Origin of the sequence: Bacillus bruguierae, from assembly GCF_037104725.1 — a bacterium.
In the GTDB taxonomy this organism is placed as follows: domain Bacteria; phylum Bacillota; class Bacilli; order Bacillales; family Bacillaceae_G; genus Bacillus_A; species Bacillus_A bruguierae.
Window position 1 is genome coordinate 17703 of the sequence record NZ_JBAWSX010000009.1, and the last position, 13762, is coordinate 31464.

Annotated in this window: 13 protein-coding genes; 12 read left to right on the plus strand and 1 reads right to left on the minus strand. The window is 37.4% G+C overall.

Going from position 1 to position 13762, the window contains the following annotated elements; translation table 11 throughout:
* Nucleotides 1–2: 2 nt before the first annotated feature.
* The 7 genes from rlmN to spoVM all read left to right on the plus strand — a co-directional run bounded on the left by rlmN (nt 3) and on the right by spoVM (nt 6806).
* A complete protein-coding gene (gene rlmN, locus WAZ07_RS15395; protein ID WP_090912696.1) occupies nt 3–1091 on the plus strand; it encodes a dual-specificity RNA methyltransferase RlmN in 1089 nt (362 codons plus the stop codon).
* 4 nt (nt 1092–1095) lie between these two features.
* Nucleotides 1096–1848: a Stp1/IreP family PP2C-type Ser/Thr phosphatase gene (locus WAZ07_RS15400; protein ID WP_090912699.1), complete on the plus strand. Its 753-nt coding sequence runs from the start codon at nt 1096–1098 to the stop codon at nt 1846–1848.
* An 8-nt stretch (nt 1849–1856) separates the two neighbouring features.
* Nucleotides 1857–3824: a Stk1 family PASTA domain-containing Ser/Thr kinase gene (pknB, locus tag WAZ07_RS15405; protein WP_336473188.1), complete on the plus strand. Its 1968-nt coding sequence runs from the start codon at nt 1857–1859 to the stop codon at nt 3822–3824.
* A gap of 352 nt (nt 3825–4176) precedes the next feature.
* Entirely contained in the window at nt 4177–5058 is an 882-nt protein-coding gene (rsgA, locus tag WAZ07_RS15410) for a ribosome small subunit-dependent GTPase A (RefSeq protein ID WP_336473189.1), read from the plus strand.
* Nucleotides 5059–5060: 2 nt separating this feature from the next.
* Nucleotides 5061–5705, plus strand: a complete 645-nt coding sequence (rpe, locus tag WAZ07_RS15415; RefSeq protein ID WP_090912706.1) for a ribulose-phosphate 3-epimerase — start codon at nt 5061–5063, stop codon at nt 5703–5705.
* 315 nt (nt 5706–6020) lie between these two features.
* Nucleotides 6021–6662 (plus strand): thiamine diphosphokinase, encoded by a 642-nt coding sequence (locus tag WAZ07_RS15420; protein ID WP_336473190.1) that lies wholly within the window; start codon nt 6021–6023, stop codon nt 6660–6662.
* A gap of 63 nt (nt 6663–6725) precedes the next feature.
* Nucleotides 6726–6806 (plus strand): stage V sporulation protein SpoVM, encoded by an 81-nt coding sequence (spoVM, locus tag WAZ07_RS15425; protein WP_020059192.1) that lies wholly within the window; start codon nt 6726–6728, stop codon nt 6804–6806.
* A 71-nt stretch (nt 6807–6877) separates the two neighbouring features.
* Here spoVM and rpmB read toward each other — a convergent pair whose 3' ends face one another.
* On the minus strand, nt 6878–7066 hold the full coding sequence (gene rpmB, locus WAZ07_RS15430; RefSeq protein ID WP_012094952.1) for a 50S ribosomal protein L28: 189 nt from the start codon (nt 7064–7066) through the stop codon (nt 6878–6880).
* 374 nt (nt 7067–7440) lie between these two features.
* On the opposite strand from rpmB, the gene WAZ07_RS15435 reads away from it, so the two are divergent.
* The 5 genes from WAZ07_RS15435 (at nt 7441) to plsX (ending at nt 13753) form a co-directional block, all read left to right on the plus strand.
* Complete coding sequence (locus WAZ07_RS15435; protein WP_000021111.1) at nt 7441–7803, plus strand: Asp23/Gls24 family envelope stress response protein; 363 nt, start codon at nt 7441–7443, stop codon at nt 7801–7803.
* A 22-nt stretch (nt 7804–7825) separates the two neighbouring features.
* Entirely contained in the window at nt 7826–9502 is a 1677-nt protein-coding gene (locus WAZ07_RS15440; protein ID WP_336473191.1) for a DAK2 domain-containing protein, read from the plus strand.
* 535 nt (nt 9503–10037) lie between these two features.
* Complete coding sequence (gene recG, locus WAZ07_RS15445) at nt 10038–12086, plus strand: ATP-dependent DNA helicase RecG (protein WP_336473192.1); 2049 nt, start codon at nt 10038–10040, stop codon at nt 12084–12086.
* 87 nt (nt 12087–12173) lie between these two features.
* Complete coding sequence (gene fapR / locus WAZ07_RS15450; RefSeq protein WP_090913673.1) at nt 12174–12764, plus strand: transcription factor FapR; 591 nt, start codon at nt 12174–12176, stop codon at nt 12762–12764.
* A complete protein-coding gene (gene plsX, locus WAZ07_RS15455) occupies nt 12761–13753 on the plus strand; it encodes a phosphate acyltransferase PlsX (protein ID WP_336473193.1) in 993 nt (330 codons plus the stop codon). The genes fapR and plsX overlap by 4 nt, the downstream gene beginning before the upstream one ends.
* The last annotated feature ends 9 nt before the right edge of the window (nt 13754–13762 follow it).

Here is a 13762-nt window from a genome sequence, read left to right on the forward strand (position 1 = left end):
TCATGGAAACAACTGTGAAAAAACAAAAAAAAGAATTAGAAGAAAAAAAACCATCTATTTACTCCTTGCAGCTTCATGATATGGAACAATGGTTAAAAGAACAAGGAGAACCTAAATTCCGTGCCGGTCAAGTTTTTGATTGGCTATACAAAAAAAGAGTAACAACTTTTGAGGATATGTCAAACCTTTCTAAAGGATTGCGTGAAAAATTGTCGAATTCCTTTGATATTACAACTTTAAAAACATTAGTAAAACAAACGTCTTCAGATGGAACGATTAAATTTTTATTTCAACTGCATGATGGCTATTCTATTGAAACAGTATTAATGCGCCATGAATACGGAAATTCAATTTGTGTGACAACACAAGTTGGCTGCCGAATTGGCTGTACGTTTTGTGCATCAACACTTGGCGGTTTAAAACGTAATTTAGAAGCTGGTGAGATTGTTGCACAAGTTGTCGAAGTACAACGTGAGTTAGACGCTACAGATGAGCGTGTCAGCTCTCTTGTCGTGATGGGAATTGGAGAACCATTTGATAATTATGATAGTTTAATGGCGTTTTTACGCATCGTGAATCATGAAAAAGGACTTCACATTGGAGCGCGTCATATGACGGTATCAACAAGTGGGATTATCCCGAAAATTTATAAGTTTGCGGAAGAAAACATACAAATTAATTTTGCGGTTTCTTTACATGCTCCAAATACAGAGCTACGTTCAAAATTAATGCCAATTAACCGAGCGTACAAGCTGCCAGATTTAATGGAAGCTATTAAATATTATACTGAAAAAACAGGGCGCCGTGTTACGTTTGAATATGGCTTATTTGGAGGAGAAAATGACCAAGTCGAACATGCTGTAGAATTAGCTCAGCTGTTAAAAGGTGTAAAATGTCATGTTAACTTAATTCCAGTTAACTACGTACCAGAACGCGATTATGTGAGAACGCCGCGTGAACAAATTTTCTTGTTTGAAAAAACATTAAAAGATCGTGGTGTTAACGTAACAATTCGTCGTGAACAAGGTCATGATATTGATGCAGCCTGCGGTCAATTGCGTGCAAAGGAGCGCAAAGAAGAGACGAGGTGAGATAATGAAAACCGTGTTTCTATCTGATAAAGGGAAGGTTCGTCAACATAATGAAGATAGTGCAGGAGTATTTCATAATTTAGATGGAGAGGTTTTAGCTGTTGTAGCAGATGGAATGGGAGGTCATCGAGCAGGCGATGTTGCTAGCTCGATGGCAATCCAATTGTTCCATGACTATTGGAAACAAACGTATAATATGGATACGCCTAAAAAAGCAGAACAATGGTTACATAATCATGCTCAAATTATTAATGAACGAGTATATAAATATTCTGGAGAACATCCAGAATGTAGTGGAATGGGGACAACAATCGTTGCTGCTATATGTACGGATACTTTTGTTACGATTGGTCATATTGGAGATAGTCGCTGTTATATGTTATCAGATGATTATATGTCACTTGTTACAGAAGATCATTCCCTTGTAAATGAACTCGTTCGGCATGGAGAAATTTCAAAAGAAGATGCCGAATATCATCCTAGAAAAAATGTTTTACTTAGGGCACTTGGTACGGAAGAAACCGTTATATTAGATGTGAAAACCTTAGTATTAGAAGAGGGAGATCAACTGTTACTCTGTTCGGATGGGTTATCTAATAAAGTTGCAATGAGTAATATGCAAGAGATTTTAAAATCTGATGAGCCTCTGCAAGCAAAAAGTGAGCAGCTTGTGCAGCTTGCAAATGATTTTGGAGGGGAAGACAATATTACTCTTGTCATTATTGATTATGCGGACTCGGCGAACGAAAGTAGGTGAATGACAACGTGATGATTGGAAGACGCCTAAATGACCGTTACAAGCTACTAAAAATGATTGGCGGCGGGGGAATGGCCAATGTATATTTGGCACATGATGACATACTCGATCGTGATGTAGCTGTAAAAATGCTGCGGCTTGACTATTCAAATAATGAAGAATTTATTAAGCGTTTCCATCGAGAAGCACAGTCGGTTACAACGTTATCGCATCCAAATATTGTGAATATGTATGATGTTGGAGAAGAAGATGGAATCTATTATCTTGTTATGGAATATGTACCAGGTCAAACGTTAAAACAATACATACAACAGCGAGGTCTTCTTCCTGTAGAAGAAGCGATTAATATTATGGAACAATTAACTGCTGCGATGGCTCATGCGCATCATTTTGAAATTGTCCACCGTGATATTAAGCCTCATAACATTTTAATTCGAAATGATGGTGTTGTGAAGGTTACGGACTTTGGGATTGCAACTGCGACAAGTGCAACTACTATAACACACACAAATTCTGTGCTTGGTTCTGTTCATTATTTATCTCCTGAACAGGCAAGAGGTGGTGTTGCAAATAAGCAATCAGACATTTATTCTCTTGGGATTGTAATGTTTGAATTATTAACTGGAAGGCCGCCGTTTTCTGGAGAATCTGCTGTTTCTATTGCGCTTAAACATTTACAAAATGAAACACCATCTCCCAAAAGGTGGAATCCTGATATTCCGCAAAGTGTAGAAAATATTATTTTAAAAGCAACAGCGAAAGATCCGTTTCATCGTTATCAGTCTGTAAATGCAATGAAACGTGATATTGAAACTGCATTATATCCAGAACGAATAAATGAACAACCTTTCTATATACCAGAAGATATGGAAGCAACAAAAGCGATTCCTATCATTCAGCAGGAACAGTTAATAAGTGCAAATACTGAAGAAACAATTGTTTTACCTGGAAAGTCGAAAGAAGAAAAGCAGCAGGACGAACCAGAAGAACAAAAGAAGAAAAAAAGCAATCGTTGGCTTAAAATTTTGTTAACGACGTTCCTATTTTTAGTTGTTTGTGGAATATTGGCAGTGACGGTGATTCCAGGTTTCTTTATTCCAAAGGAAGTTAAAGTGCCAGATGTGTCTGGAATGACATATGAAAAAGCAGTGAATATACTTGGGAATAAAGGATTTGAATTGACATCATCACCGCAAGTTATATATACGAATGAAGTGGAAGAAGGTAAGGTTATTAAAACAAGTCCAGCGGCAGGACGAGTTGTACGAGCAAATACAAAAATTACGATTTTCAAATCAGGTGGAAAGCAAAAGAAAAAAATGCTTAATTTAATAGGGAAAGATTATGAAAAGATTAAAGATGAATTGACTCCATATAAAGGGGTTATTCCTTATTATATTGAAAGTGACAAGCCGCAAGGTGAAATTGTGGAACAAAGTCCAGAAGCAGGGCAATCTATTGTAGAAGAAGAGCAAGAGGTAAAGGTTTGGATTAGTAAAGGACCAAAACAAATACGACTCGTTGATTTTTCTGGTTGGACAGAAAGTAGTGTAAATAGCTCTTTAAACGAGAAAAAGCTAGTGCCAGAAATAAAGAGAGAGTATTCTGATACAGTGGAGAAGGGGCTTGTTATTTCTCAATCACCAAAGCCAGACACGAACTTAAAAGAAGGGGCAAAAGTAACAATTACTGTCTCTGAAGGACAAAAAGAAAAACCAACAAAAATTGTAAAAGTTGACAATATTCCGATTCAGTATCAAGGACCAGCAACTGGAGAGAAAACACCACAAAAAATTGAAATATATAAAGAAGATATGCAAAATACTATGGATAAACCGTTTGAAACGAGAACGATAACAGAGTCAACGACAGTCTCTCTTGACTTTATTATTCAAGAAGGAAAAAAAGGGCGTTACAAAATTGTTCGTGACGGAACGACCTTAATTGAAAAAGAAGTTTTGTATCCAACGCAATAAGGTGAAACTCCTATTAAAAATAATTATAAATGGTGAGTTGAACGAATCTCGTTCTAAAGTCTATTGTGAATAACTATTTTTATGTCTTTTAGAACAAGATAAAGTGAAACTTTAATCAGTGGGATTTTCTTCATCCCCCACTGATTATTAGTTGAACCAATCGGGCTTTTAGGGGCAGTTTATCTCCTACCAAACTTCTTAAGAAAAGCGGAAGTGGCTCGTTCAGAATGTGAGGGGGAAGAAGCGAAGCCACCGAACATTCTAGCCACTGAAGCTGGACAATGCTTTCGCTGAATTTTGAGATGGGAGTATTACTGCCCGCGAATAGCGGGATAAATAAAGGAGAGAACGTATGCCAGAAGGGAAAATTATAAAAGCTTTAAGTGGGTTCTACTATGTGCAGCATGAAGAAGGGATAACACAGTGCCGCGGACGAGGTATATTTCGCAAGCATAAGATTACACCGCTTGTTGGTGATCAAGTTGTATTTCAAGCTGATAATCCGAGTGAAGGATATGTTCTAGAGATATTAGAACGAAAAAATGAACTTGTGCGTCCACCGATTGCGAATATTGATCAAGCACTTCTTGTGTTTTCAGCCGTAGAACCAGAATTCAATCCATTGCTATTAGATCGGTTTTTAGTTTTAATTGAGTTTCATAATATTAAGCCAATTATTTGTATTAGTAAGATGGACTTAATAGATGTGAAAACACGTGAAATGATTGAGGCATATGCGAAGGATTACATGGAAATTGGATATGACGTTATATTCACTTCAACGACAACATCAGAAAGTATAGAAGTGTTAAAGCCGTTTTTAGAAGGATGTGTTTCCGTTGTAGCAGGTCAATCTGGTGTAGGGAAATCTTCGCTTTTAAATGTGTTACGTCCAGATTTAGCACTAAAAACGAGTGGGATTTCAGCTCATTTAGGACGAGGTAAGCATACGACAAGACATGTGGAATTAATTGAAGTAGGAAGTGGGCTTGTGGCGGATACACCTGGATTTAGTTCACTCGATTTCATCGATATAGAAGTAGAAGATCTCACATATTGTTTTCCAGAGTTGAAAGAACAGAGTCAATACTGTAAATTTAGAGGTTGTACACATCTTTCTGAACCGAAGTGTGCGGTGAAAGAAGCGGTAGAAGAAGGGAATATTACAAACTATCGTTATGAGCACTATGTGCAATTTATTGAAGAAATTAGAGAAAGAAAGCCGAGGTATTAATTATGATTAAAATTGCACCATCGATTTTATCAGCAGATTTTTCAAGATTGGGAGAAGAAATTAAAGATGTAGAAAAAGGCGGAGCAGATTACATACATGTCGATGTAATGGACGGACATTTTGTTCCAAACATTACAATTGGACCGTTAATTGTGGAAGCTATTCGCCCGATTACCTCTTTACCATTAGATGTTCATCTTATGATTGAAAATCCGGATCAGTATATTGAGACTTTTGCGAAAGCAGGCGCTGACATTATTACGGTACATGTAGAAGCTTGCCCGCACTTGCATCGTACAATTCAATTAATTAAATCACAAGGCATTAAAGCGGGTGTTGTTTTAAATCCACATACACCGGTTTCTATGATTGAACACGTATTAGAAGATGTAGATATGGTGCTATTTATGACGGTAAATCCAGGATTTGGCGGACAAAAGTTCATTCATTCTGTATTGCCGAAAATTAAACAAGTTGCTGATGTGATTCGTGAACGTAATTTGCAAGTAGAGATTGAAGTTGATGGCGGCGTGAATGTAGAAACAGCAAAATTATGTGTAGAAGCAGGAGCGAATGTTCTCGTTGCTGGATCTGCAGTATATAATGAAAAAGATCGCGGGGCAGCAATTGCTGCGATTCGCGGATAAAGTGAAACTTTAATCAGTGGGGGTTTTCTTCATCCCCCACCTAACTTTTTAAGAAAAGCGGAAGTGGCTCGTTCAGAATGTGAGGGGGATGGAGCTTCTGACGTAGAGGGGTTTTTTACCTCGTAGGAAGAAGCGAAGCCACCGAACATTCTAGCCACTGGAGCTGGACAATGCTTTCGCTGAATTTTGAGATGGGAGTATTACTGCCCAAAAATAGCGGGATAAAAAGGAAGCAGTAGATAGGAATATTGTTTAAAAGAAAAAGGTAATCTAGCTATTAGCAGATTGCCTTTTTTCTATAGGAGGAGAGAGAACGTGATTATTCATATTTTAGCTGGGGGTCCAGTAGAGTGCTGGGCAGATTTTTCTAAATATGAGAGTGAAGAGGTTGTATGGGCAGCTGTTGATCGCGGAGTATACCATTTGTTGCAGTTTGGAATCATGCCAGAAGTAGCGTTTGGTGATTATGATTCTGTTACAAAAGAGGAACTAGTATGGATGCAAAAGCAGAAACATGATCTGCATATTGTACCGAAAGAAAAGGATCAAACTGATTTAGAGATTGCGATTAACTGGGCTTTAAAGCAACAACCAGAACAAATTCGTATTTTTGGTGCAACAGGTGGAAGGTTGGATCATAGTTTAGCAAACATTCAAATGTTAATAAAAGGTTTACAATCCAATATCAATATAAGTATTGTAGATTATAAAAATGAAATTTCAGTTAGGGAATCCGGTACATATACAATTGAAAAAAATTCATCATTTCCTTACATATCCTTTGTTCCAATGACAGAAATAGTAACGGGAATTACACTTCGTGGTTTTAAATATCCCCTTAATGATAAAACGATAAAATGGGGATTGACACTTTGTATTAGTAATGAACTCGTTGCGGAAAAAGGTACTTTTTCATTTACCTCTGGCATATTAATGGTGATAAGAAGCACTGATTGAAGGAATACCTTTGTTGCGGCGTCTATAGTAAACAAGTGGAGTAATGGGATTAGGAGGGAAACCATGAGATTTTATACAATTAAGTTACCGAAATTTCTTGGTGGAATTGTTCGCGCGGTATTGAATACCTTTAAAAAAGGATAAAAAGCACCTATTACCGGTGCTTTTTTCATGAGCATAATAAAAAAAGAGCCAACAGGCTCTCTTTTTTATTATTAAACACGTTCGATTTTGCCAGATTTTAATGCTCTAGCAGAAACGTAAACACGTTGAACTTTACCGTTAATGCGTACGCGAACTTTTTGAAGGTTAGCGCCCCATTTACGTTTTGTAGCGTTCATTGCGTGAGAACGAGAGTTACCAGAACGAGCTTTTCTTCCAGTAATAGCACAAACACGAGCCATCTATATTTCCCTCCCTTAACTACCGTAACCTACGTAATTTTCAATGTTAGTCTTTTATGCGATGCTAAAAACACTACTATAATTTAACACAACTAAAAAGAGAATGCAACAGTGTATAAAAAAGAAATCAAGAAAAATTACTTGACACTATATGTAAGGAATTAAAAGTTGAAATCAAGAAAAATTACTTGACATATTGTAGTGATATATGTTGTATAATAACAATGGACTATTTTGCTCACCATAAAAAATGCTATTTTTTATATAAATGTGAGAGCGAAAAGAAAGAACGATGGAATTTTCTTTAAAAAGATTATATGATAGTAAATAAAGTAGTCTAGCTCACTTTCACCATTTCAGAAGGGGGAAACGAGATGTCAATTGAAATTAAAACGAAGTACGGTCAAATTGATATTAGTACAGATGTAATTGCAACAATTGCTGGAGGCGCTGCAGTAGACTGTTACGGCATCGTCGGTATGGCTTCTAAAAACCAATTAAAAGATGGGTTGACAGAAATTTTACGAAAAGAAAACTTCACTAGAGGCGTTATTGTTCGTAAAGACGAAGATGAAGTACATATTGATATGTATATTATCGTGAGCTATGGTACAAAAATTTCAGAGGTAGCACATAACGTCCAAACGAAAGTGAAATATACACTAGATCAAACGGTAGGACTAGCAGTAGATTCTGTAAACATCTACGTACAAGGAGTTAAAGTAATAAACTTGTAATGTGCATTAAGGAGGAAGAACTGTGTCAATTCAAAAAATTGATGGAAAACGTTTGTCACAAATGATCATACAAGGAGCAAATAATTTAACAAACAATGTTCAACTTGTTGATGCTTTAAACGTTTTTCCAGTTCCAGATGGCGATACGGGTACAAATATGAACTTATCAATGACTTCAGGTGCGCGCGAAGTGAAAGGAAATCCTTCACAACACGCTGGTAAAGTCGGAACAAGTTTAGCCAAAGGATTATTAATGGGAGCGCGTGGTAACTCAGGTGTTATTTTATCTCAGTTGTTCCGTGGTTTTTCGAAATCCATTGAACAAAAAGAAGAATTAACAACAATTGATTTTGCTGATGCGTTAGAAGCAGGCGTAGAAACGGCATATAAAGCAGTTATGAAGCCAATTGAAGGAACAATTTTAACTGTTGCAAGGGAAACGAGTAAACATGCAATCACAGTTGCGAAAAAACAGCGCGACTTTGTTTTATTTATGGAAGAAGTTGTGAAAGAAGCGAATGCATCATTAAATCGTACACCTGATTTATTACCTGTATTAAAGCAAGTTGGTGTTGTAGATAGCGGTGGGAAAGGTCTTGTTGTCGTTTATGAAGGATTTCTAGCGGACTTAAAGGGTGAAACAATCGCTTCTAATCAGCCAACACAACCATCTATGAACGAAATGGTACGTGCAGAACATCACCGTAGTGTACAAAGCCAATTGAGTACAGAGGATATTAAATACGGCTACTGCACAGAATTTATGGTTAAGTTAGACGATGAGAAAATGAAAGAGCATAATTTCTCTGAGCAAAAATTCCGTGAAGAGATTAGTGTGTATGGTGATTCATTGCTTGTTGTATCTGATGATGAAATCGTAAAAGTTCATATTCATGCAGAGCATCCTGGAGATGCGATGAACTACGGACAACGTTATGGAAGCTTAATTAAAATTAAAGTAGAAAATATGCGTGAACAACATACTGCTTTATTAGATGAGCCTATGGCGATGCATGTAGAAGTAAAACAACCTGCTGAAAAACAGCCTTATGGAATTATAACTGTGGCAATGGGTTCTGGTATTAAAGAATTGTTTGAAAGCATCGGTGCGAAGGTAGTTATTGAAGGCGGTCAAACGATGAATCCAAGTACAGAAGATATTGTAAAAGCGATTGAAGAAGCAAATGCAGAAAAAGTTATTATATTACCGAACAATGGTAATATTGTAATGGCTGCAGAGCAAGCAGCTTCTGTAGTGGACCAAGAAGTAATTGTTGTTCGTTCAAAAACAGTTCCACAAGGTATGGCAGCGATGCTTGCTTTTAATCCAGCAGGAACTCTTGAAGAAAACGAAGCGCAAATGAACGAAGCGCTTGCTCATGTGAAAACAGGCCAAATCACGTATGCGGTTCGTGATACAGAAATTGATGGTGTAACAATTAATAAAGATGACTTCATGTGCATTGCAGATGGGAAAATTGTATCTACAGATGTAGAAAAAATTACAGCTGCGAAAAAACTGTTAGAAAATATGCTTGATGAAGATGCAGAGATTTTAACAATTTTACAGGGTGAAGATGCATCAGAAGAAGAAGTAGATGAATTAGTAACATTTGTAGAAGAAAAATTTGAAGATGTAGAAGTGGAAGTTCATAATGGAAATCAACCTTTATATTCTTTCATTTTTTCTGTAGAATAAATTTTTATTTCGTTTAAAATGTACTTACTCTATAATGAGATGAACTAATATAAGTGATGAGAGGGTCTTGCTAATAAATATGGTGAGGCTCTCTTTCTTTTGGGGAATAAAGTGAAACTTCCATCGGTATGGTTTTATTTATCTCGCTATTCGTGGGCAGTAAGACCCCACCTCAAGATTGAGAAAGAAGCAAGGAAGATAGGTAGGGGATAACTGTCCACGCATAGAAACGGTCAGGGTCTTTTTTGTTACATGCGAGGTTAAAACAAAAGGAGAAAGCAAGTAGCGGTCATGTTGTATTTTGCGTAGCAGGACTTATATGTTGGAAAATTAAAATGAATATATATGCGACTAGGGGAAGGTGAAATGACTACTATGCTTTCTTGATGCTATGGTAGAATAGGAGAGGTAGTGATTGCATATTCAAAGTGAAAATGAAAATATGTAATCTATTGTTGAGATATAACCTGCAAGTAAAGAAGATGAGCGTTATACATGAAAGGTTAGGAATAAGATTTGACGGGGCGTGAAGATCTTGGGTGAAGTGGTGCAAATTCCAATTACGGATGTGAAAGGGATTGGAGAAGAAACAGCTGTATTACTAAATGAGATGGGGATTTTTACGGTTTCTGATTTACTAGAGCATTTTCCGTATCGTTATGAAGACTATGCGATGAAGGATTTGGCTGAAGTTAAACATGAAGAACGGGTAACTGTGGAGGGAAAGGTACATAGTGCACCTCTTTTACAATATTATGGAAAAAAGAAATCTCGTCTTACTGTACGTGTTCTCGTTGGGCGCTATTTAATTACAGCTGTATGCTTTAACCGACCCTACTATAAGCAGAAGTTAAATATTGATGAAACGATAACGATATCTGGAAAATGGGATCAACATCGTCAAACGATTTCGGTATCTGAACTTCACTTTGGGCCGGTTGTTCGTCAACAAGAAGTAGAACCAGTATATTCAGTTAAGGGTAAATTGACAGTAAAACAAATGCGTCGCTTTATTGCGGGGGCGTTTAAAGAGTATGGTTCTTTTGTGAAAGAAGTGTTGCCAGAAGGATTGTTGTCGCGTTACAAATTATTATCTCGTTATAAAGCACTATATGCTTTACATTTTCCTAGTGGACAAGAAGATATGAAACAGGCGCGTCGCCGCTTCGTATATGAAGAATTTTTCTTGTTTCAATTGAAGATGCAGGCACTTCGTAAAATGGAGCGGGAAAGTTCGAAGGGAACAAAAAAAGACGTATCTCTTGAACAATTAGAAGAGTTTATAGGAGCCCTTCCTTTTCCGTTAACGAATGCACAGCAGCGTGTTGTTACAGAAATTATGAAAGATTTGGAATCCCCGTATCGAATGAATCGTTTACTACAAGGTGACGTAGGTTCTGGAAAAACGGTAGTGGCTGCAATTGCTTTGTATGCAGCGAAATTAGCTGGATATCAAGGGGCATTAATGGTACCGACAGAAATTTTAGCAGAGCAACACTATCAATCGTTAGTATCTATATTTTCTCATTTTAATATGAATATTGAATTATTAACAAGCTCTGTAAAGGGAGCGCGTCGCCGCGAGATACTAGCTAGACTAGAACAAGGAGAAATTGATATTCTCGTCGGAACTCATGCTTTAATTCAAAATGAAGTCATATTTCACAGGCTTGGGCTTGTAATTACGGATGAACAACATCGCTTTGGTGTAGCGCAGCGTCGTGTATTGAGGGAAAAAGGGGAAAATCCTGATGTTTTATTTATGACAGCAACGCCAATTCCTCGTACATTAGCAATTACTGCGTTTGGTGAAATGGATGTATCAATTATTGATGAGATGCCGGCGGGTCGTAAAGTCATTGAAACATACTGGGCGAAACATGATATGTTTGAACGTGTTCTTGGATTTGTAGAGAAAGAAGTAAAAAAAGGACGACAGGCGTATGTCATTTGTCCATTAATTGAAGAATCGGAGAAATTGGATGTGCAAAATGCAATTGATTTGCATAGTATGTTGACGCATCATTATCAAGGGAAATTTCAAGTTGGTCTGATGCATGGCCGCCTTTCTTCTCAGGAGAAAGATGAAGTAATGCACCAATTTAGCGAAAATAAAGTGCAAATTCTCATTTCGACAACGGTTGTAGAAGTTGGTGTGAATGTGCCAAATGCAACAACGATGGTTATTTATGATGCAGAGCGTTTTGGGCTATCGCAACTTCATCAACTTCGTGGTCGTGTGGGACGTGGCAGTGAACAATCTTATTGTATTTTAATTGCTGATCCGAAATCGGAAACAGGAAAAGAACGTATGCGTATTATGACAGAGACAAATGATGGATTTGTCCTATCGGAAAAAGATTTAGAATTGCGTGGTCCTGGAGATTTTTTTGGGAGCAAGCAAAGTGGTTTACCTGAATTTAAATTAGCTGATATGGTACATGATTATCGAGCGTTAGAAACAGCAAGGCAAGATGCTGCGCTACTTGTTGATTCGACTGCGTTTTGGCAAAGTAAACAGTATGAAATGCTGCGTAGATATTTAGAGAAATCAGGGGTTTTTCAAGGAGAAAAGCTAGATTAAAGCGCAATACGTAAAAAAATGTTGCATTCTGTATTTAATGCTTATATACTACTGTTAGTACCTAGTCATAAAAATGGATGGTGCGGAATGAAAAAGAGAAGGAAAAAAGAAAGACAAGAGTTATTACAACAAACAATAGAAGCAAATCCGTTTATTACGGATGAAGAATTAGCTGAACAATTTCAAGTGAGTATTCAAACAATTCGTCTTGATCGTATGGAACTTTCGATTCCAGAATTACGAGAACGAATTAAACATGTGGCAACAAAACAACATGAAGAAGATGTAAAATCTTTACCGCTTGATGAAGTGGTAGGAGAAATTATTGATATAGAATTAGATAGACATGCGATTTCTATTTTTGAGGTGAAAGAAGAACATGTCTTTAAACGTAATCAAATTGCTCGCGGGCATCATTTATTTGCACAAGCAAACTCATTAGCTGTTGCGGTTATTGATGAAGAATTAGCTTTAACTGCGAAGTCTACCATTCGATATATTCGTCCTGTAAAATTAGAAGAGCGTGTTGTTGCGAAAGCACGTGTTGAAGATGTAGAGAATGATAAAGGACGGACGGTTGTCAAAGTCCGTAGTTTTGTTGGAGACGAACTTGTATTTACAGGCACTTTTGAAATGTATCGATCTAGTAATTATAGTGAGGAAGGTAGTAATTTATGAGAATCGCAATAGATGCAATGGGCGGCGATCATGCGCCGAAATCTGTCGTACTTGGAGCAATGAAAGCAGTTAAAGAATATTCAGATTTACATATTACGTTAGTTGGAAAAGAAGACGAAATTCGTAAGTATTTAACAAGTGAAGAGCGTATTACGGTGCTGCACACAGAGGAAGTAATTGAAGGAACAGACGAGCCGGTACGAGCAGTGCGTCGGAAAAAACAAGCTTCTATGGTACTTGCTGCGCAGCAAGTAAAAGAAGGTGCCGCTGACGCTTGTATTTCAGCTGGGAATACAGGGGCTCTTATGGCAGCTGGATTATTTGTGGTAGGACGTATAGAAGGGATAGAGCGCCCTGCTCTTTCTCCTACGATGCCAACAGTAGATGGAAAAGGCTTTGTTATGCTAGATGTTGGTGCGAATGTCGATGCGAAAGCAATTCATTTATACCAGTATGCTGTAATGGGATCTGTATATGCAGAGAAAGTAAGAGGGATTTCTAATCCTCGCGTAGGTCTTTTAAATGTAGGAACTGAGGATGGAAAAGGAAACGAGCTTTCTAAACAAGTCTTTGCAATGCTAAAAGATGCACCGCTTAACTTTGTTGGAAATGTAGAATCACGAGACTTATTACAAGGTGTAGCTGATGTGGTTGTTTGTGACGGATTTACTGGAAATGTTACCCTTAAAACGTTAGAGGGGACTGCAATTGCATTATTCTCTATGCTAAAAGAGCAATTGATGAGTTCATTTACAAGCAAGCTAGCGGCAAGCGTATTAAAACCAAAACTTAGGGTGTTAAAAGATAAAATGGATTATTCAGAATATGGAGGAGCTGCTTTATTTGGATTGAAAGCTCCTGTCATCAAAGCGCATGGTTCTTCTAATGACCAGTCGATTTTTAGTGCGATTCGTCAAACTCGAGAAATGGTAGCGAAGGAAGTTATTCCTACTATTACGAGCGTAATGGAGGAGGAACCGCTTCAATAATGAGGAGGG